The 20,176-nt window shown below is 63.9% G+C and carries 18 protein-coding genes and 2 tRNA genes; 4 read left to right on the forward strand and 16 right to left on the reverse strand.

Annotation, left to right across the window (positions count from 1 at the left end; genetic code table 11):
* Nucleotides 1-5: 5 nt before the first annotated feature.
* From fabZ to rpsB, 12 genes are all read right to left on the reverse strand, one after another.
* Nucleotides 6-443, reverse strand: coding sequence for a 3-hydroxyacyl-ACP dehydratase FabZ (gene fabZ / locus RCO38_RS19385; protein ID WP_308330080.1), 438 nt, complete (start codon nt 441-443; stop codon nt 6-8).
* 11 nt (nt 444-454) lie between these two features.
* Entirely contained in the window at nt 455-1,498 is a 1,044-nt protein-coding gene (lpxD, locus tag RCO38_RS19390) for a UDP-3-O-(3-hydroxymyristoyl)glucosamine N-acyltransferase (RefSeq protein WP_308330081.1), read from the reverse strand.
* Between the two features lie 10 nt (nt 1,499-1,508).
* Nucleotides 1,509-2,027 (reverse strand): OmpH family outer membrane protein, encoded by a 519-nt coding sequence (locus RCO38_RS19395; protein ID WP_308330082.1) that lies wholly within the window; start codon nt 2,025-2,027, stop codon nt 1,509-1,511.
* The gene (bamA, locus tag RCO38_RS19400) at nt 2,027-4,327 is read right to left on the reverse strand and encodes an outer membrane protein assembly factor BamA (protein WP_308330083.1); all 2,301 of its coding nucleotides are present in this window, start codon (nt 4,325-4,327) and stop codon (nt 2,027-2,029) included. The genes RCO38_RS19395 and bamA overlap by 1 nt, the downstream gene beginning before the upstream one ends.
* 14 nt (nt 4,328-4,341) lie before the next feature.
* A complete protein-coding gene (rseP, locus tag RCO38_RS19405; RefSeq protein WP_308330084.1) occupies nt 4,342-5,706 on the reverse strand; it encodes an RIP metalloprotease RseP in 1,365 nt (454 codons plus the stop codon).
* A 64-nt stretch (nt 5,707-5,770) separates the two neighbouring features.
* On the reverse strand, nt 5,771-6,958 hold the full coding sequence (gene ispC, locus RCO38_RS19410; protein ID WP_308330085.1) for a 1-deoxy-D-xylulose-5-phosphate reductoisomerase: 1,188 nt from the start codon (nt 6,956-6,958) through the stop codon (nt 5,771-5,773).
* Nucleotides 6,955-7,797 carry a phosphatidate cytidylyltransferase gene (locus RCO38_RS19415; RefSeq protein WP_308330086.1) on the reverse strand — a complete coding sequence of 281 codons (843 nt, stop codon included), beginning with the start codon at nt 7,795-7,797 and terminating at the stop codon, nt 6,955-6,957. The genes ispC and RCO38_RS19415 overlap by 4 nt, the downstream gene beginning before the upstream one ends.
* On the reverse strand, nt 7,790-8,557 hold the full coding sequence (gene uppS / locus RCO38_RS19420; protein WP_308330087.1) for a polyprenyl diphosphate synthase: 768 nt from the start codon (nt 8,555-8,557) through the stop codon (nt 7,790-7,792). Before uppS ends, RCO38_RS19415 begins: the two co-directional genes overlap by 8 nt.
* 45 nt (nt 8,558-8,602) lie before the next feature.
* Nucleotides 8,603-9,163 (reverse strand): ribosome recycling factor, encoded by a 561-nt coding sequence (gene frr, locus RCO38_RS19425; protein ID WP_308330088.1) that lies wholly within the window; start codon nt 9,161-9,163, stop codon nt 8,603-8,605.
* 42 nt (nt 9,164-9,205) lie between these two features.
* On the reverse strand, nt 9,206-9,916 hold the full coding sequence (pyrH, locus tag RCO38_RS19430) for a UMP kinase (RefSeq protein ID WP_308330227.1): 711 nt from the start codon (nt 9,914-9,916) through the stop codon (nt 9,206-9,208).
* A 168-nt stretch (nt 9,917-10,084) separates the two neighbouring features.
* Nucleotides 10,085-10,978 carry a translation elongation factor Ts gene (gene tsf, locus RCO38_RS19435; protein ID WP_308330089.1) on the reverse strand — a complete coding sequence of 298 codons (894 nt, stop codon included), beginning with the start codon at nt 10,976-10,978 and terminating at the stop codon, nt 10,085-10,087.
* 111 nt (nt 10,979-11,089) lie between these two features.
* Entirely contained in the window at nt 11,090-11,842 is a 753-nt protein-coding gene (gene rpsB, locus RCO38_RS19440; protein ID WP_308330090.1) for a 30S ribosomal protein S2, read from the reverse strand.
* Between the two features lie 298 nt (nt 11,843-12,140).
* Between rpsB and RCO38_RS19445 the strand changes: the two genes are divergently transcribed.
* Complete coding sequence (locus tag RCO38_RS19445; RefSeq protein WP_308330091.1) at nt 12,141-13,358, forward strand: FAD-dependent oxidoreductase; 1,218 nt, start codon at nt 12,141-12,143, stop codon at nt 13,356-13,358.
* Nucleotides 13,355-14,932 (forward strand): NAD(P)H-hydrate dehydratase, encoded by a 1,578-nt coding sequence (locus RCO38_RS19450; RefSeq protein ID WP_308330092.1) that lies wholly within the window; start codon nt 13,355-13,357, stop codon nt 14,930-14,932. Before RCO38_RS19445 ends, RCO38_RS19450 begins: the two co-directional genes overlap by 4 nt.
* An 8-nt stretch (nt 14,933-14,940) precedes the next feature.
* Here RCO38_RS19450 and RCO38_RS19455 read toward each other — a convergent pair whose 3' ends face one another.
* Nucleotides 14,941-15,495 (reverse strand): YggT family protein, encoded by a 555-nt coding sequence (locus RCO38_RS19455; protein WP_308330093.1) that lies wholly within the window; start codon nt 15,493-15,495, stop codon nt 14,941-14,943.
* Nucleotides 15,495-17,762 carry a ribonuclease R gene (rnr, locus tag RCO38_RS19460; protein ID WP_308330094.1) on the reverse strand — a complete coding sequence of 756 codons (2,268 nt, stop codon included), beginning with the start codon at nt 17,760-17,762 and terminating at the stop codon, nt 15,495-15,497. Before rnr ends, RCO38_RS19455 begins: the two co-directional genes overlap by 1 nt.
* A 47-nt stretch (nt 17,763-17,809) precedes the next feature.
* Between rnr and RCO38_RS19465 the strand changes: the two genes are divergently transcribed.
* Together RCO38_RS19465 and RCO38_RS19470 are read left to right on the forward strand one after the other, a co-directional pair.
* Nucleotides 17,810-17,894, forward strand: a tRNA-Leu gene (locus RCO38_RS19465).
* 115 nt (nt 17,895-18,009) lie between these two features.
* Nucleotides 18,010-18,094: transfer RNA gene (locus tag RCO38_RS19470), tRNA-Leu, on the forward strand.
* A gap of 51 nt (nt 18,095-18,145) precedes the next feature.
* Here RCO38_RS19470 and rimO read toward each other — a convergent pair.
* On the reverse strand, nt 18,146-19,531 hold the full coding sequence (gene rimO / locus RCO38_RS19475) for a 30S ribosomal protein S12 methylthiotransferase RimO (protein WP_308330095.1): 1,386 nt from the start codon (nt 19,529-19,531) through the stop codon (nt 18,146-18,148).
* A 31-nt stretch (nt 19,532-19,562) separates the two neighbouring features.
* Nucleotides 19,563-20,060 (reverse strand): polyhydroxyalkanoate synthesis repressor PhaR, encoded by a 498-nt coding sequence (phaR, locus tag RCO38_RS19480; RefSeq protein ID WP_308330096.1) that lies wholly within the window; start codon nt 20,058-20,060, stop codon nt 19,563-19,565.
* Between the last annotated feature and the right edge of the window lie 116 nt (nt 20,061-20,176).

Genomic DNA, 20,176 nt, shown 5'->3' on the forward strand with positions numbered 1-20,176 from the left:
GACACTCAGGACACCGTGCGCATGGTGCACATCAGTTCGGCCTCGCAGACCACATCGTCGCCCACCCGGGTCACGCCCTTGAACTTGTAGATGCCGGCGCGCACGCGGTCCAGTTCGATGTCCATCACGAGCTGGTCCCCGGGTTCCACCGGGCGCTTGAAGCGGGCACCGTCAATCCCGGCGAAGTAGTACACCGTGTTGTCGTCCATCGTGACGCCGGCGGTGTCGAAAGCCAGCAGCGCGGCTGCCTGGGCCATGGCCTCGAGCATGAGCACACCCGGCATGACTGGGCGGTTCGGAAAATGCCCGCCGAAAAACGGTTCGTTGATGGTGACATTCTTCAGCGCCTTGATGCGCTTGCCTTTGTCGATTTCCAGCACACGGTCCACCAGCAGGAACGGGTAACGGTGAGGCAGTTGCTTTCGGATCTGGTGGATGTCCATTGTGTTGATGCTCAGCTTTTCGGAATATCGTTGTCAATGCGTTGTTCGAGGGCACGCACGCGCTCGCGCAAGCGACCGAGTTGCTTGAGCGATGCGGCGTTCTTTTCCCAGGCCGCATTGTCGTCGATGGGGAACATGCCGGTGTACAGCCCCGGCTGATGAATCGACCGGGTCACCACCGTCGCAGCGGAGATGTTCACCCGGTCCGCGAGCGTGAGGTGACCAAGCACGATCGCGCCGCCGCCAACTGAGCAGTGGGCACCGATGGTCGCTGTGCCGGCTACGCCGACACAACCGGCCATCGCCGTGTGATCGCCGACGCGCACGTTGTGGCCAATCTGGATCAGGTTATCGAGCTTGACCCCATGGCCGATGACCGTGTCGTCCAGCGCACCGCGGTCGATGCAGGTGTTGGCACCGATTTCGACGTCGTCGCCGATACGCACTGCGCCCAGTTGTTCGATCTTCACCCACTCGCCCTGGTTCGGCGCAAAACCGAAACCGTCGGCACCGATGACCACCCCGGGATGGAGAATGCAGCGCTGGCCCAGCACGCAGCGGTCGCCGACGCTGACCCGCGCGTAAAGAATCGATTCCTCACCCACCAAGGCATCCCTGCCCAGCACGCAGTGCGGCCCGATCCGTGCGCCGGCACCGACCCGGGCCCCTGGACCTACGACGGCGAACGGTCCGATCGAGACCCGATCCCCGATGTACGCGGTCGGGTGGATGCTCGCGGAAGGGTCGACCCTGGGATCCTCGGCCGGCTCGTGCGCCGCTCGCCACCACTGGGTCAGCCGGGCGAAGTAGAGATAGGGATCGTCTGCGACGATGCAGGCGCCTCGCGAAGCCGCCGAGTCCTTGAGAGCGACAGGCACGATCAGGGCACCTGCTGCCGTGGTCTGGATCTGGCTGGCGTAGCGGGCCTGGGCGACAAAGGAAAGCTCGTCGTGCAGGGCCGTCGCGAGCGGCGCCAGACGGCGGATCGAGAGACCAGCGTCCCCGACAAGCTCCCCGCCCAGGGCGTCGACGATGGCGCCCAGAGACCGGGACATGATCAAGCCCTTACTTGGCGCTGTTCAAGCCACTGAGCACCTTGTCGGTGATGTCGTGCTTGGGGTTGATGTACACCGCCTCCTGAAGGATGAGGTCGTATTTTTCGGTTTCCGCGACCTGCTTGATCACGCGGTTGGCCTTTTCAAGCAGTTGCTGCACTTCTTCGTTCTTGCGCATGGTGACGTCCTCCTGGAACTCACGCTGCTTGCGCTGGAAATCGCGATCCTGATCAACCAGTTGCCGTTGGCGGGTCACCCGTTGCGCTTCGGGCAGCGTCGGCGCATCGCGCTCAAGCTTCTCGGACGCGGCCTTGAGCTGTGCAGCCAGACCCTGCAGATCTTTCTCGCGACGCGAGAACTCCTGCTCCAGTTTGGTCTGCGACGCCTTCGCCATGTTGGCCTCGCGCAGGATGCGCTCGGTGTTGACAAAACCCACCCTGAAATCCTGGGCCACCGCCGTCAAGGTCACGCAGGTGGCTGCGAGAAAAACGGCCAGGTGACGGGCAAAACGGCGCTGCGAGGTCTTCATCAAAACGATGTTCCGATCTGAAACTGGAATTTCTGGATTCTATCGCCGGGGAACTTGCGCACCGGATTGGCCAGGGCGAAACGCAGAGGACCCACCGGCGAGATCCAGCTCAAGCCGATGCCCACCGACGACCGCATCTTGCTGAAGTCGACGCTCTCGGACTCGCCATAAACGTTGCCGGCATCCACAAACGCAAACCAGCGCAAGGTGCGGTCGTTGCCGGCCCCGGGGAACGGCGCAATGAACTCGGCATTGAGGACGATATTGCGTGCTCCACCGATGTTGACCGTCTCACCTGTTGTTGACCCGATGACCGCGGAGGTGGGGCCAAGAGTGCCCTGCTCGAAACCGCGAACCGAGCCGAGGCCACCACCGTAAAAGTTGCGCAGCACGGGAAAAGGCTTGCCGCCGAGGCCCTTGCCGACACCCAGTTCGGTGTTGAAGGCAAAGGTGTATTGGCGCGTGATGGGCAGGTATTGCTGGAACTGATAGGTCAGCTTGGCGTACCGCCGGTCACCGCCCAGGCCAAACTCGGAATTCAGGCGCTGCAAACGCCCTTCCGTCGGCACCAGCGCGCTGTCCCGGTTGTCTCGGGCCCAGCCGATGGTGGCGGGCAGATAGGTACCACCCTGGTCTTTGTACGCCTCGGGCAGCTGGTCGCCTTCTTTCACCTTGACCCGTTCCGCACCCGCCCCGAAAAACACAGTGTCGGTTTCGGTGAACGGCACGCCAAACCGCACGCCCACACCCGGCGTCGCGATCTCGTAGTCCCCACCCTGCGCGTCATAAGGGCGGGTGGTCTTGTAATACAGGTCGAAGGTCCGCGAGACGCCGTCCTGCGTGAAGTACGGGTCGGTGGTACTCAACACAAACTGGCGGTTGTATGAACTTGTGTTGAGATCCAGCCCCAGATAGTTGCCGGTGCCGAACACGTTTTCCTGCTTGATGCTGGCAATCAATGACAGCTTATCTGCCTGCGAATAACCCGCCCCGACGGACAGGTTGCCCGTGGGCTTCTCCGCCACGGTCACGGTGAGGTCGACTTGGTCATTGGTTCCGGGTACGGGCTCAGTGTCGATGCCGACTTCCGTGAAAAACCCCAACCGGTCGACACGGTCGCGCGAAAGCCGGATCCGGTCACTGTCGTACCAGGCCGACTCAAACTGACGGAACTCGCGGCGGATGATTTCATCCCGCGTCCGGTTGTTGCCTTCGACGTTGATCCGGCGGACGTACACCCGGCGCGAGGGCTGGGCCTTGAGAGCAAACGCCACGCGGTTGTTGGAACGATCAATCACCGGCACCGCTTCAACCTGGGCAAACGCATATCCGAAGGCACCGAAGTAGTCGGTGAACGCCTTGACGGTGCGGGCCACCTCTTCGGCGTTGTAGGCTTCACCGGCGCGAATGCTCACCAGCGATTTGAACTCCTGCTCTTTGCCGAGGTATTCACCCTCCAGAGCAACGGAGGACACCACAAACCGGCTGCCTTCGGTGATATTGATGGTGACCGAAATGTCTTGCTTGTCGGGCGAGATGGCCACCTGGGTGGAGTCGACCTTGAACTCGAGATAACCGCGCGCCAGGTAATACGAACGCAGGGTCTCAAGGTCGGCATTGAGCTTGGCACGGGAGTAGCGATCGGCCTTGGTGTACCAGCTCATCCAGCCACCGGTGTCCAGATCGAACAGGTCACGCAGCGCAGACTCGGAGAAGGCCTGATTGCCAACGATCCGGATGTCCTTGATCTTGGCCACCTCGCCTTCAACCACGCTGAAGTTCAGGTTGACCCGGTTGCGTTCACCAGGCGTCACGGTGGTCACCACCTGGGCCGCGTACATGCTGCGATTGATGTACTGGCGCTTGAGCTCCTGCTCGGCGCGGTCCGCCAGCGCTTTGTCAAACGGCCGCCCTTCGGCGAGACCCACCTCGCGCAAGGCCTTCTTGAGGACCTCGGCGTCGAACTCCTTGATGCCGGTGAAGCTCACATCGGCCACCGATGGACGCTCCTCCACGATCACCACCAGGACGTCGCCGTTGATCTGCAAGCGCACATCCGAGAAGAGCCCGAGGCCGAACAGCGCCCGGATGGCGGACGATCCTTTGTCGTCGTTGTACTGGTCACCGATGCGAAAGGGCAGGGAGGCGAACACGGTGCCCGGTTCGACGCGCTGGAGGCCTTCGACGCGGATGTCCTTGAGCGTGAAGGTATCCACGGCCCAAGCGGGCAGGGCCATCAACAGGGACGTGGCAACGGCGGACAGCTTGAGTCCACGCAGGCTGGGTGCAAATGGTTTCATGAGAGAGAGATCGTTCAGCCCACGAGACGGGTGATATCGTTGAAGAGGGCAACGCACATGAGGGCCAGCAACACAGCCACTCCCCCTCGCTGCAGCCGTTCCAGCCAGACGTCGGAAACCCCGCGGCCGGTCACACCCTCCCAAAGATAATACATCAGGTGTCCACCATCGAGGACCGGCAACGGCAGCAGGTTCAGCACCCCGAGGCTGACACTGATCAGTGCCAGGAACACGATGTAGGACGTCAGTCCCATGCTGGCGGATTTGCCGGCGTAATCTGCAATGGTGAGCGGGCCGCTGATGTTCTTGAGCGAGGCCTCTCCCACCAGCATCTTGCCCATCATCTTCAGCGTCAGCCAGGACACCTCCCAGGTTCGCTGGACACCCAGCCACAGTCCTTCCAGTGCGCCGTGACGCACCGTGGTCATGGCCGGCGCCGCACCGACATACGCGCCGATGCGACCGATCCAGGCGTCACCGGACTGCTCTGGCTTGGGCTCCACGGTCAGGCTCAGCGTGCGCCCGTCCCGGGAGACTTCCCACGTTTGTGGCTGTGTCCGGCCTTGGGCGTCGACACCGCTGCGGATGCGCTGCCTCAGGGCGGCGCCGTCGCTCACCGGCCGACCATCGACCCGCAACACCCGGTCCCCTGCCCTCAGCCCGGCGGCGGCGGCGGCACCACCGTCCACGACATCGCCCATCACCGGTTCGGTCCACGGTGACAGGATGCCAATGCGCTGGAACAGGCTGGCATCGGCTTCTTTCACATCCAGCTGACCGAGCGGCAGCGTCAGTTCGCGAGAAGCGCCCCCTTCGTCACGAGACACCAGCAGCTGCATGTCCTGTCCCGACAGCGCCGCCTGGGTGAGTCGCCAGCGCAGATCCTCGAACGACCTGACGGGCGACACCTCGTCACCGCTCACGTAAGCGCCCTGCACCCACTCCCCGCCGACAAGACCGGCCTTCTCCGCCAAAGAACCCGCCACGGGCGCCGCCAGCACCGGCTTGGGCTCCTCCACGCCACTCCAGTTCACCACCGCATACAGCAACACCGCCAGCAGCAGATTGACTGCTGGCCCGGCCGCCACAATGGCGGCGCGCGAACGCAGCGGCTGGGTGTTGAATGCCAGATGACGCTCTGCGTGGTCCACCGGCGCCTCTCGCTCATCCAGCATCCGCACATACCCGCCCAGCGGCAGCGCACACAGCACGAACTCCGTCGGACTGCCGGCACGTTGCCAGCGCAGCAGGGGCTTTCCGAACCCGACGGAGAAGCGGAGCACCTTCACGCCGCAGGCCACGGCCACCCGGTAGTGGCCGTACTCATGCACAGCAATCAGCAGGCCCAGGGCCACGACAAAGGCAATCAGGGTGGTCATAGGTCCCTCGAAACATCCAATCGGCAGCCCCCACCTTGTCGTGGGGGGCTGAAGCAAGACCCGCTCAGCCGCGGCAGCGATCCACGTGGACCGAGGCCACCGCCCGCGCCTGCGCATCCAGCGCCAGCAGCGCTTCCAGGCCTTCGGTCTTGGAGGGTGCCAGGGCTTCCAAAGTTGCACGGTTGACCACGTGAATGTGATCGAAGCGCAGGCGCCGCTCCAGGAACGCTGCCACCGCCACCTCGTTCGCCGCGTTGAGCACGGCGGTGGTGCCCGTCGGTCCGTCCAGCGCCTCCCATGCCAGCTGCAGGCCGGGAAAACGGAGGTTGTCGGGTTTCTCGAACGTCAGGGCACTCAACGCCGAAAAATCCAGCGCGGGCGCGCCCGACGCCATGCGCTCGGGCCACGAGAGACCGTAGGCAATCGGCACCCGCATGTCGGGTGTGCCGAGCTGGGCCACCACCGACCGGTCATGGAACTGAACCATCGAATGCACCACGCTCTGCGGATGGATCACGACCTCGATCTGAGACGGGTTCACGCCGAACAGATACCTTGCCTCGATCACCTCCAGCGCCTTGTTCATCATCGTCGCGGAGTCGACCGAAATCTTGCGCCCCATCACCCAGTTCGGGTGGGCACACGCCTCTTCCGGCGTCACCGCATGCAGGGTGGACGGATCACGCTGCCTGAAGGGGCCGCCCGAGGCGGTCAGCAGGATCTTCTCCACCCGCCGGGGCCAGGTCGAAGGGTCTTCGGGCAACGACTGGAAAACGGCCGAGTGCTCGCTGTCAATCGGTAGCAACCGGCCTCCGCCCTGCGCCACGGCCGCCATGAACCACTCACCACCGACGACCAGCGATTCCTTGTTGGCCAGCAACAGCTTCTTGCCGGCCCGCGCCGCAGCGAGGCTCGGCTCCAGGCCTGCCGCGCCGACGATGGCCGCCATCACGGCGTGGACCTGCGGGTCGGCACTGACCTCGCACAAGGCACGGGCGCCCGACAACACCTGCACACGCAGACCTTCAGCCTTCACACGGTCCGACAGCACCTGGGCATGTTCCGGGCTGGCCATCACCGCGTAGTCGGGACGATGCATCTTGCACTGTTCGAGCAGGGCCTCCACCTGGGTCGAGGCCGTCAGCGCGAACACCCGGTACTTTTCCGGGTGACGGGCGATGACATCCAGGGTGTTGGTACCGATCGACCCGGTGGACCCGAGCACGGTGATGTGTTGTACGGACACGCTCATTTCTCCAGCAGGTGGGCAAACAGCATGGCCACCGGCAACACGGGCAACAGGGCGTCCACGCGGTCGAGGACACCACCATGGCCAGGCAACAACCGGCTCGAATCTTTCATGCCGGCACCGCGCTTGACCAGCGACTCGAGAAGATCGCCCACCACGCTGGCTGCGGTCAACAGCAGCAGCGCCACGAGGGTCCAGACCGGCCCGGCCTCCCACAACCGGCTGAACAGGCTGGGGGCATCCGAGGGGAAGCGCAGGTCGAACCACAGCCAGAACAATGCCAGCAGGACAACCCCGAGGAGACCGCTGAACACCCCTTCCCAACTCTTGCCGGGGCTCAGGGTCGGCGCGAGCTTGCGGCGTCCGAATGCCCGTCCGCCCGCATAGGCGGCGATGTCCGCAGCCCATACGAGGGTCAACACCGAGAGCAGGAACAACAAGCCTGTCTGCCGGGCCTGCACCAGAGCCAGCCACGCACACGCCAGCATCAACAGCCCGCCCGTCAAGCGCGAAGCCACAGGCCAGCGCTGCCATCCCGGCACCCCGCGCCTGAGCATGAGCAACGCCAGTGACAGCCAGACACCCGCCGACAGCCACCAGACCACAGGCCACGACCGGTCCAACCCTCCCCCGGCCCAGAAGAGCAGCAGCAGCGCACCCAGCCCGCCGCCGATCAGCAGAGCCGGACGACCCGACAGGGTATTCATACGGGCCCACTCCCAGCCGGCGGCGGCAACCATGACCACCGCCAGGGCGGCAAACGGAACGACCGAGGTGTGGAACATGGCCGGCAGCACCACGGCCAGCAGCACCAGGGCGGTGATGATGCGCTGCTTAAGCATGCGAGCCGCTGGCCGCCGGCAGCTGACCGGACGGTCCCACCTGTTCGGAGGTGAGTCCGAACCGGCGCTCACGCCCCGCATAGTCCCGGAATGCCCGGTCCAGTTCCTCGGCGTCGAAGTCAGGCCACAGACAGGGCGTGAAAAACAGCTCGGAATAGGCGCATTGCCATAACAGGAAGTTGCTGATGCGCATCTCGCCACCCGTGCGGATCAGCAGATCGGGGTCGCCCACATGGGCGAGTGCCGTTGTTTCGCACAGGCCTGCCTCCGTGATCTCCCGCCCTTGGGCCACCAGCTGCCTGGCCGCATTCACAATGTCCCAACGACCGCCGTAGTTGAAGCAGACATTGAGAACCATGCGGTCGTTGTGGGCGGTGGTCTGTTCGGCATTGCGGAGCCCTTGAAGCAGGCGGGGCGACAAGCCCGAAGATTCACCCGGGAAATGCAGTCGCACGCCGTTCTTGTCGAGCTTGGGCACCTCCCGCGACAGAGCCAGCACCAGGAGATCCATCAGCCCGGAAACCTCCTCGGCAGGCCGGTTCCAGTTCTCGGAAGAGAAAGCGAAGACTGTCAGCACCTGGACCTGCCGCTCCAGACAGGCCCGGACGGTGCGCCGAAGCGCATCCACGCCTTGCTTGTGTCCCGCCACTCGGGGCAGAAGACGCTTCTTGGCCCAGCGGCCATTGCCATCCATGACGATGGCCACGTGCCGAGGCACACCGATGGCATTCGGCACACCGGGCTGGGGATTGGAAGACATCGGCAAGCGGACCTGGTGGGGGATGGGAGCGAAGGCGGCAGCGGATCAGACAGCCAGAATGTCCTGTTCCTTGGAAGCCACGATCCTGTCGACCTCCGCAATCATCCGGTCGGTCAGCTTCTGAATGTCTTCCTGCGCACGGCGCTCGTCGTCTTCCGATACCAGCTTGTCCTTCAGAAGCTTCTTGACGTGTTCGTTGGCATCGCGGCGCAGGTTGCGGACAGCAACTTTCGCTGCCTCACCCTCGCCTTTGACCACCTTGGTCAGCTCCTTGCGACGCTCTTCCGTCATGGGGGGCATGGGCACGCGGATCAGGTCACCCTGGCTCGCGGGGTTCAAACCCAGATCCGATTCGCGGATGGCCTTTTCGATCTTGGCGCCCATGCCCTTTTCCCAGGGAGCCACCCCGATGGTTCGGGCGTCCAGCAGAGACAGGTTCGCCACCTGCGACAGCGGCAGCATGGAACCGTAGTACTCGACATGCACTGTGTCCAGGATCTGCGGATTGGGCCGACCTGTGCGCACCCTGGAAAGGCTGTTCTTCAGCGCTTCCAGCGACTGGCTCATCTTGTGTTCAGCGTTCTGACGGATCTCGGCGATGCTCATGAATGCTCCTATGGAAGACGGGTGCTCTCTACCAAACGCCGGTCAGACGTGGACGAGTGTTCCCTCGTCGCCGCCCAGCACCACATTGCGCAGCGCTCCGGGCTTGAAAATCGAAAACACCTTGACGGGCAGTTTCTGGTCGCGGCACAGGGCAAAGGCCGTGGCGTCCATCACCTGAAGGTTCTTGGCCATGGCTTCGTCGAAGGTCAACGAGGTGTAACGGGTGGCCTTGGGGTCCTTGTTGGGATCGGCGGTGTAGACACCGTCGACCTTGGTGGCCTTGAGCACGATTTCGGCGCCGATTTCGGCGCCGCGCAGCGCCGCGGCAGTGTCGGTTGTGAAAAACGGGTTGCCTGTACCCGCAGCAAACACCACCACCTTGCCCTCTTCAAGGTACTGCAGGGCTTTGGGGCGCACGTACGGCTCCACCACCTGCTCGATGGCGATCGCCGACATCACACGGGCCACCAGACCGGCCTTGTCCATGGTGTCCGCCAGCGCCAGCGAGTTCATCACGGTGGCAAGCATCCCCATGTAATCGGCTGTGGCACGATCCATGCCGACGGAGCCGCCGGCGACGCCACGGAAGATGTTGCCGCCACCGATCACGATGGCCACCTGGACCCCCAGACGGGTCACTTCGGCAATCTCCTCGACCATTCGGACAATGGTCGCTCGGTTGATGCCGAATGCATCGTCGCCCATCAGGGCTTCACCGGAGAGTTTCAGAAGAATGCGCTGGTAGGACGGCATGGGAATTCCTGTGTGACGACTCTTGTTGTATGGGCAGCCCGGCAAGTGTAGCGAGGAGCTGCGGGCGATTCGCGGCTCTGCGCCGCCAGACGCCGGAAAATTCGGATACCAGATATGACAACGGGCCTTGCGGCCCGTTGTCATGGTCGGCTAGGCATTACAGCGGAATCAGGCGCCTTTGGCTGCGGCCACCTGGGCGGCCACTTCAGCAGCGAAATCGTCCACCTTCTTCTCGATGCCCTCCCCCACCACGTAGAGGGTAAAACCCTTGACCGTGGTGTTGGCGGCCTTGAGGTACGCCCCCACCGTCTGCTTGCCGTCGGCGGCCTTCACGAAGACCTGGTCGAAGAGCGAGACTTCCTTGAGGTACTTTTGCACCGATCCCTCCACCATCTTGGCGGCGATGTCGGCGGGCTTGCCGGACTCGGCGGCCTTGGCGGCCGCCACCGAGCGCTCCCGCTCGATCAGTTCCGCAGGAACGTCGGCCGAGGTCAGCGACACGGGCTTCATGGCGGCCACATGCATCGCGACATCCTTGGCGGCCGTGGCGTCACCGTCGAATTCCACCACCACGCCAATGCGCGTGCCGTGCAGGTAGGAAGCCAGCTGACCACCGTTGGCCCAGCGCTTGAAGCGACGGAAGGACATGTTCTCGCCGATCTTGCCGATCAGGCCCTTGCGCACGTCTTCCAGCGTGGGGCCGAAGCCGTCCTGTTCGTAGGCCAGGGCACCCAGAGCCTCGATGTCGGCCGGGTTGTGCTCGGCCACCAGCTTGGCGGCGGCGCTGGCCAGTGCCAGGAAGCTGTCGTTCTTGGTCACGAAGTCGGTTTCACAGTTGACTTCGATGAGGGCTCCGGTGTTGCCGCTGATGGCAGCAGCCACCACGCCTTCGGCGGTCACGCGGCTGGCAGCCTTTCCTGCCTTGGTGCCCAGCTTCACGCGCAGCAGCTCCTCGGCCTTGGCCATGTCGCCATCGGCCTCGGTCAGGGCCTTCTTGCACTCCATCATGGGGGCATCGGTCTTGGCGCGCAGTTCAGCGACCATGCTTGCGGTAATTGCCATTTCAGTTCTCCGTTGATCCAGGCCCGCGCAGCGGGCCCACACTGTTCAATGATCGGTTTCGCTTGTGAAAAAGGGGCTACAGGAGCCCCTCGTTCGCACAGGCTGCGAGGCTCAGGCCGCCGCGTCTTCCTTGACTTCGACGAACTCGTCGGCGCCTTCAGAGACAGCCTTGACCACGTCGGTCACGGCATTGGCACGGCCTTCGAGAATGGCGTCGGCAATGCCACGGGCGTACAGAGCCACGGCACGAGCCGAGTCGTCGTTGCCAGGGATCACGTAATCAATGCCCACGGGCGAGTGGTTGGTGTCCACCACGCCGACCAGCGGAATGCCCAGCTTCTGGGCTTCGGACACGGCGATCTTGTGGAAGCCCACATCGATGATGAAGATGGCATCCGGCAGCGCGGTCATGTCCTGGATGCCGCCAATGTCCTTCTCCAGCTTCTCCATCTCACGGGCAAACATGAGCTGCTCTTTCTTGCTCATGCTGTCCAGACCGGCCTCTTTTTGAGCCTGCATGTCCTTCAGGCGCTTGATCGAGGTCTTGACCGTCTTGAAGTTGGTCAGCATGCCACCGAGCCAGCGCTGGTCCACGAAAGGCACGCCAGCGCGACGGGCTTCCTGGGCGACGATGTCGCGCGAGGTGCGCTTGGTGCCGACCATCAGGATGGTGCCGCGGTTGGCAGACAGCTGCCGCACGAACTTGGCGGCCTCTTCAAACATCGGCAACGTCTTTTCGAGGTTGACGATGTGAATCTTGTTGCGATGGCCGAAAATGAACGGAGCCATCTTGGGGTTCCAGAAGCGGGTTTGGTGACCGAAGTGGACACCGGCTTCCAGCATTTCGCGCATGGAGATCGACATGATGCATTCCAGAGGTTGGGTCTAAAATCCAGCCCCGATTGCTTCGGGCTCGCCCTTCGAAGGGACCTTGAACCGCGGAGCAACACCTGGTTGGGCTGGTTTGGGATTTGCCTGACGCCAGCACCCCTCAAACGGACCACCAGCAGCAAAGCCCGACGATTATAGCAGCACCACTTTTGGTGCACGGCCGCCTCCAGCCCTGCACCTGTCACACGCCTCGCCCCCGACCATCCATGACCTGTGCCGACCGATCCTGCCCGCCTTGCGCACGCCGCCACCACTTCCGCAGGAGCCGCGATTGAAGCTGGCTGTGCTGGGCGCTGGTGTGACCGGGGTCACCACCGCCTTTGAACTGGTCCAGGACGGCCACGAGGTCACCGTTTTTGAGCGGCGCCAGACCCCCGCAGAGGAGGCCAGCTTTACTCCAGGCGGACTGCTGGCCCCGGAATGGGCCGCAGCCCGAGCCACTCTGGAATGGGAACAGTCGGGCAAGCGCCCACCATGGTGGGCGAAGCTGCTGGGGAAGCGCCGCCCGGTCGGATCCAACCCCGGCCCGGCGCTGCTCGCCATGGCCTGTCATTCGCTTGAACGGCTTTCCGAACTGTCTGAACAGCTGATGCCGTCCCTGGGTGAACAGCAGGGATTGCTGGCCGTGTGGCGCGACCAGCCGGGACACCCGATCGCCGCCCGGTTGCACAGCCTCCTTGCGGACTATGGCTGCAAGGCCTACCTGACCGACGCCGAACAGGCCAGGCAGCTGGAAGTGGCACTGAATCCCGACACCGCGCTCGCAGGATCACTGGTCGTTCCTGAGGCCTGGTCCGCCAACTGCCGGCAGTTCGTGCTCCAACTCAAAGCCCATGCCCGACAGTCAGGCTGCCGCTTTCATTTCGGCACCGAAGTTCTGGGCGTGGAGCAGATGCCAGACCAACGCGGCGTCCGCGTCCGTATCAATCAAAAGAACGCCCGCGCCGAGCAATTCGATGGAGTGGTCGTTTGCACTGGCCAGGCATCACCCGAACTGCTGAAAACATGCGGGCTGAACCTCCCGCTGGACATCCGGGTGGCCCATGCACTGTCCGGGTCCATGCGCGAACCCCTGGACGCTCCGTCCGCCACGGTGCACGATCTTCAGCAGGGCATCACGATCGCCCGCAGCGGGCAGTGGGTTCGTGCGGTCGGCCCTGCCCTGGGCGTATCTCGTGGGCCCCGTGGTGAGGCCGCGTTCAAGCCGTTGTATGCCGCCCTCAGCGACTGGTTTCCCGGAGCACTCAGGACCGGCGCGTCAGGCGCCGTGCAGGAGTGGACCGGCACAGTAGCGACCACCCCCGATGTACTGCCATTGCTGGGCCCGACAAGCACTCCTGGGGTCTGGATCAACGTGGGACACGGCATGCATGGCTGGCTGCTGGCCTGCGGCTGTGCCCGGGTGCTGGCGGACCAGGTGTCAGGCCGGCCACCAGCACTCGACACCGCCCCGTTCCACGCACAGCGAAGCCTGCCACTCGTGGCTTGACGGACCTGCCCAAGCCGACCACCATGGGCCACGTGAGACGCATTGAAGCCTTCCGCAGCGAGCAGCTGCATGACACCCATGCCACGGGCGTGCTGGAACGCTGCATGGCCGAATCCCTGCCCCCCCATGAACTGATGGCGCGCGCAGGGCGCAGCGTGGCCCACCTGTCCCTGGCCCTGGCCCCCCACGCCCGCCGCGTCTGGATCGCCTGCGGCCCAGGGAACAACGGAGGGGATGGCCTGGTGGCCGCTCGCCACCTGTTCCTGCGAGCCAAGGAGCATCCTGGCCGGCCAGAGGTCGTCATCACGCTCAGCGGCGACCCCAGCCGACTCCCCCCGGACGCCGCACATGCGCTGGCCCAGGCGCTGGAGGCCGGCGTGCCACTCGCGTCTTCGCCGCCGGAGGCATTCGACCTTGCGATCGATGCCCTTTTGGGCATCGGCACCACCCGCCCGCCCTCGGGCGAAATAGCCGCTCATCTGGATCACATGCACCGCTCCGGTGCCACAGTGTTGTGCGTGGATGTGCCCAGCGGCCTCCTGGCCGACACCGGCGAGTACCTGGGCCCTGCAGCGGCACTGCCCAACGGCGCTCGCCACACGCTTTCCCTGCTGACACTCAAGCCGGGCCTGTTCACTGCATCGGGAAGGGACCAGGCTGGAACCGTATGGCTCGACACCCTGGGCGCGGCAGACGCCAACAAACCTGAACCGGTTGCCATGCTGCACGGCGCCGCCGATGCCCGGACGGGCCGCGCGCACGCCGCACACAAGGGCAGCCAGGGAGACGTGGTGGTGATCGGCGGCCAAGGGCTCGCCACCACCGGGGCGGGCATGACAGGAGCGGCCATCCTCGCCGCGAGGGCGGCACTCCACGCCGGCGCCGGTCGGGTCTATGTCGGGCTGCTCGCGGACGATGCTCAGGCGCCTTCCTGGGATCCCCAATGCCCTGAATTGATGTTCAGACGAACAGCCACCCTGCTCGCCGATGCAGCACTGCTGCGGCAGGCCGCGGTGGTGTGCGGCTGTGGCGGTGGGCAGACGGTGGCCGAGCATCTGCCCCACATCCTGTCGGCCTGCCCGTCTCTGGTCCTGGATGCGGACGCATTGAACGCCATCGCCCGCGATGACGCATTGCGCAGCCTGCTCACCCAGCGCCTCTCCCGTGCATGGACCACCGTCGTCACGCCCCACCCGCTGGAAGCAGCTCGTCTGCTCTCGACCGACACCTCGTCGGTGATGAAGGACCGGCTCGGCGCAGCGCGCCAGATCAGCGAGGGACTGAACGTGATCGCCGTGCTCAAGGGATCGGGAACGGTGATCCATGCACCGGGGAGGCTCCCCCGCATCAACGCCAGCGGCAACCCCGCTCTCGCCACCGCAGGCACCGGCGATGTGCTCGCCGGCTGGATGGGTGCCGCCTTGGCCGTGGCATCCGGCCAGTCAGTGGCGCCGTTGGACGCGGTGCTCAGGGCTGTGTCGGGTCACGGACACCTTGCAGACCAGTGGGTGAAGCATCATGACAACACGCTCACGGCCGGGCGGCTGGCCGAGCGCATTCTCGGAACACACTGAACCCCACGTCATCCCAGCAGGATCAAGCCGACCTGGAGCAGAACAATGAGCACCAGTACGGACAGATCCACACCGCCGACCCGCGGCACCACTCTCCGGATGGGACGCAGCAGGGGCGAGCACAGCCGGTCCAATGTGCCCATCACCGACGCCCCGGGTTGCACCCAGGAAAGCACCGCGTACACGAGCAGCAGGAAGATAAGCCCCTGAAGCAGGACGCGGACCAGCAGGTAAAAGGCCAAACCTGGAATTGCGATGACTGGAGCCATCACGCCCCCAAGCGACGGCGCCAGTGCCGCACCGAGCAACAAACGCAGGCCGCCGTATGCAATGGCCAGCAGAACCGCCGCCAGCAGACTGCCCCAGTCGACCCGGCTCTGAGCCATGGAGCGTGGCAGGATCTTTCGCACCGGACCGACCAGCCAGTGTGTCAGCGCCATGGCAAAGCGGCCAGGCTGCCCCGACATGTTGATGCGAAGGTGGTTCATCCAGGCGCGCAGAAGCGCGGCGCCCACTAGCAGAAAAAACACCGTCTCGAGCAGGAAAAAGAGAGCCGCAGCCATCAGCGACGCCCCTTGCGCGTCTTGCCCGCACCGCCCCGAGCGTTGCCCCTGGCCTCCTTGCGTCCGCCTCCCTTGGCAGACGCGCCCTTGCCAGGCGCCGAGGACGCGCGGGAGGATGCCTTGCCCTGGGCCCGTTCGTCGCGCTCGCGCGGGCGTCTGCCCTGATCCGGCTCACCCCCTCCGCCGGTTTTGTCGCGCATCGCGCGCAGCACCGCGTCGTCGTTACCGGACACAAGCCTGAAGTCGATGCGCCGCCCGTCCAGGTCGACCCGGCTCACCTGAACCTGCACCCGCGACCCTAGGGCGTAGCGAATGCCCGTGCGTTCTCCGCGCAGCTCCTGCCGCGCCTCGTCAAAACGGAAGTACTCGCCACCCAGTTCGGTGATGTGCACCAGGCCTTCCACATACATCGCATCGAGCGTGACAAACAGACCGAAGCTGGTCACCGAGGTCACGACCCCACTGAACTCCTCGCCCAGGTGCTCGCGCATGTATTTGCACTTGAGCCAAGCCTCCACATCGCGACTGGCTTCGTCGGCACGGCGCTCGTTGGCGCTGCAATGCAGGCCGGCCGCCTGCCACGCAAGCAGATCGGCCGAGGGCTTCTTTGCCGTTTCTCCGGCCACGGGCGGACGAGCCCGGCTGGCCAGTCGCTTGCTCAGCTTGGCGTGCGCCTCCCCAGGTGTCGGCAAGGCCGGCAACTGGTACTTCTGTTTGGTCAGAATGGCCTTGATGACCCGATGGACCAGCAGATCCGGGTAACGGCGGATCGGGCTGGTGAAGTGGGTGTAGGCATCAAACGCGAGGCCGAAGTGCCCCTGGTTCATGGGCGTGTAGATGGCCTGCGACATGGAGCGCAGCAGCATGGTGTGGATCTGCTGGGCCTCGGGCCGGTCCTTGGTCGCCTCGGCAATCTGCTGGAACTCGGACGGATGAGGGTTGTCGCTGATGGACTGCGGCACCCCCATGGCCTTGAGGTAGTTGCGCAAGGTCTCCTGCTTCTCCGGCGTAGGTCCCTCGTGCACACGGAACAGGCCGGCATGTTTGCTCTGGCCGATGAAGTCGGCAGAGCACACATTCGCCGCGAGCATGGCCTCTTCGATGAGCCTGTGGGCATCGTTGCGCGTGCGCGGCACGATCTTTTCGATACGGCCGGACTCGTCGCACACGATCTGGGTTTCCACCGTTTCAAAATCGACGGCCCCGCGCTTGTTCCGAGCCGCGACCAGCGCACGGTAGACATCGTGCAGGTTCAGCAGGTGAGGAACCAGCGCCTTCCGGTTCTGCGCCTCGGGGCCCCGCGTGTTCTGCAGAATCGCAGCCACCTCCGTGTAGGTGAAACGCGCGTGGCTGTGCATCACCGCCGGGTAAAACTGGTAGGCGTGCACTTCTCCCTTGGCATTGACCAGCATGTCGCAGACCATGCACAGGCGATCCACATCGGGGTTCAGCGAGCACAGCCCGTTGGAGAGCTTTTCCGGCAGCATCGGAATGACCCGCCGAGGGAAATACACGGACGTGGCCCGGTCGTACGCATCCACGTCGATCGGCGCACCGGTCTTCACGTAATGGCTGACATCGGCAATGGCCACCAGCAGACGCCAGCCCTTGCCACGCCCCACCCTGGCCGGTTCACAGTACACCGCGTCGTCAAAGTCACGCGCATCTTCACCGTCGATGGTCACCAGCGCCACATCGCGCAGATCGACGCGCTGCTTGAGGTCCGAAGGCCTGACTTTGTCCGGCAGTGCGCGCGCCTCCGCAAGCGCCGAATCCGAAAACTCGTGGGGCACACCGTACTTGCGCACCGCGATTTCGATCTCCATGCCCGGATCATCGATCTCTCCAAGCACCTCCTTGACACGCCCGACGGGCTGTCCGTACAGCGCCGGGGGCTCGGTCAGCTCGACCACCACCACCTGCCCGGTCTTGGCTGACCCCGTGGCCCCTTTGGGAATCAGGACATCCTGCCCATAGCGTTTGTCTTCCGGAGCTACGAGCCACACCCCGCTTTCCTGGAGCAGGCGACCGATGATGGGCGCGGGAGGGCGCTCGATGATCTCCGTCACCCGCCCTTCGGGTCTGCCTTTGCGATCCAGCCGCACGATACGGGCCTTCACCCGGTCCTTGTGCAGCACCGCCCTCATTTCGTTGGAAGGAAGATAGATATCGGGCTGTCCGTCGTCACGGATCACAAAGCCATGTCCGTCGCGATGACCGGAGACGACACCTTCAAATTCGGCCAGAAGATTGTTTTTTTCGTTCAAGATTTTGAGGGGAGTTTTTACTGCTATACTAGCTGTCTTCCTGAGATGCCCAGGTGGCGGAATTGGTAGACGCACTAGTTTCAGGTACTAGCGCCGAGAGGCGTGGAGGTTCGAGTCCTCTCTTGGGCACCAATCATAAGGGCTTGCAAACACAGAGTTTGCAAGCCCTTTTCTTTTTTTGGTCTGCACCGCAGACAGCCTGCAAGGACACGCCGCACTGCAGGCTATAATGCCAGCTTCCTGAGATGCCCAGGTGGCGGAATTGGTAGACGCACTAGTTTCAGGTACTAGCGCTGAGAGGCGTGGAGGTTCGAGTCCTCTCTTGGGCACCAAACACAAGGGCCTGCAAACGACATGTTTGCAGGCCCTTTCTGTTTTTCGCATCAGATCGGCCGGGCCACCAGGTCGTGACCGTCTGCCGCGACGACGCGGGCACGCGTGAACTCCCCCACTTTGAGCGTCTTGCTGATCTTTTCCGGTGGCAGCAGGCGCACCACCCCATCGATCTCCGGCGCATCCGCGTAACTGCGCCCCACCCCGCCCTTCTTGCCCAGTCCCGGCGCCGAATCCACCAACACCTGCATCGTCGCGCCAACGCGTGCACCAAGCTTTTCAGCAGATACCCGCTCTGCAACGGCCATGAAACGGGCCTGGCGCTCGGCACGCACCTCATCCGCCACAGGATCCGCAAGGGCGTTGGCGGCCGCGCCTTCGACAGGGGAATAAGCAAAACAGCCCGCACGATCAATGCGGGCCTCATCCACAAAGTCCAGCAGATGCTGGAACTCGGCCTCGGTTTCACCCGGGAAACCTGCGATGAAAGTGCTGCGCACCACGATCTCGGGGCAGAGTTCACGCCAACGCGCGATGCGCTCCAGGTTCTTCTCGCCGCTGGCCGGCCGTTTCATGCGACGCAACACGTCCGGATGACTGTGCTGCAGCGGCACATCGAGGTAAGGTAACACCAGCCCCTCGGCCATCAGTGGAATCACATCGTCCACATGCGGATACGGGTACACGTAGTGCAAACGCACCCAGGCGCCGTAGCCTTTTGCCAGCTCGCCCAGCGTGCGCACCAGATCCAGCATGCGAGTCTTGACCGGCTTGCCGTCCCAGAACCCGGTGCGGTACTGCACGTCCACGCCGTACGCCGAGGTGTCCTGACTGACCACCAGCAGCTCTTTCACGCCAGCCTCGAACAGCTTGCGCGCCTCTGTGAGCACATCGCCAACGGGGCGGCTCACCAGATCGCCCCGCATCGACGGGATGATGCAGAAGGTGCAGCGGTGGTTGCAGCCCTCGCTGATCTTCAGATACGCGTAGTGCCGCGGAGTGAGCTTGATGCCTTGCGGCGGCACCAGATCAACAAACGGATCGTGTGGCTTGGGCAGGTGCCTGTGCACCGCCTCCATCACCTCATGGGTAGCGTGCGGCCCGGTCACCGCCAGCACGCTCGGGTGCATCTGTTGAACCAGGTTGCCTCCGCCCTCACCCTCCCGCGCACCGAGACAACCGGTGACGATGACCTTGCCGTTTTCGGCCAGGGCTTCACCGATGGTGTCCAGGCTTTCCCTGACGGCGTCGTCGATGAAGCCACAGGTGTTGACGATGACGATGTCAGCACCAGCAAAGGTCTTGGAGGTCTGGTAACCCTCGGCGCTCAGTTGCGTGAGGATCAGTTCGGAGTCCGTCAGAGCCTTGGGACAACCCAGACTCACAAACCCGACTTTGGGCGCCGCAGCGACCGGAGAAACAGGGGATTCGCTCATCCCCCGATTGTCTCAGACCGACCCGACAGGGTCAGCGTTTGATGCCAAAAGCCGCCAGCATCTGTTCGCTGTTTTTCTGCATCTGCTCCTGCATCTGCGTGAAGGCACTGCGCGACTGCTCCAGATAGGTGCCCATCATGCCCTGCATCATGGGCGACTGGACATTCATGAACTGCTTCCAGACTTCCGGATTGAGCCCCTTCGACTGCTCTGCCATCTTGGCCTGCAGGTCCATGAATATCTGCACGTTCTTTTCGAGATAGGACCCCATGAAGTCCTGCATGGCATGCCCGTAGAAGCGAATGATGTTGGCGAGCACCTGCTCGGTGAAGATGGGCACGCCGGCCGTCTCTTCTTCCAGGATGATCTGCAACAGGATGCTGCGGGTCAGGTCCTCATTGGTCTTGGCATCTCGCACGACAAAGCGCTCGTTGTCCATGACCAGAGACTTGACTTCCGCAAGCGTGATGTAGGACGACGTGTCGGTGTCGTACAGGCGGCGGTTGGGGTATTTTTTGATGACCCGCACGGCACCTGGAGAGGAACCATGGGCATCGGCCTTGCTTTTTTGCACTACAGGACCTTCACGTGAAGACGGAGGGCCTCCGTGCTGGGGAGGCCTGCTGTTGCGCCGGATTCTAGGAA

The sequence above is a fragment of the Hydrogenophaga pseudoflava genome (genome assembly GCF_031020795.1).
Lineage (GTDB): Bacteria > Pseudomonadota > Gammaproteobacteria > Burkholderiales > Burkholderiaceae_C > Hydrogenophaga > Hydrogenophaga pseudoflava_A.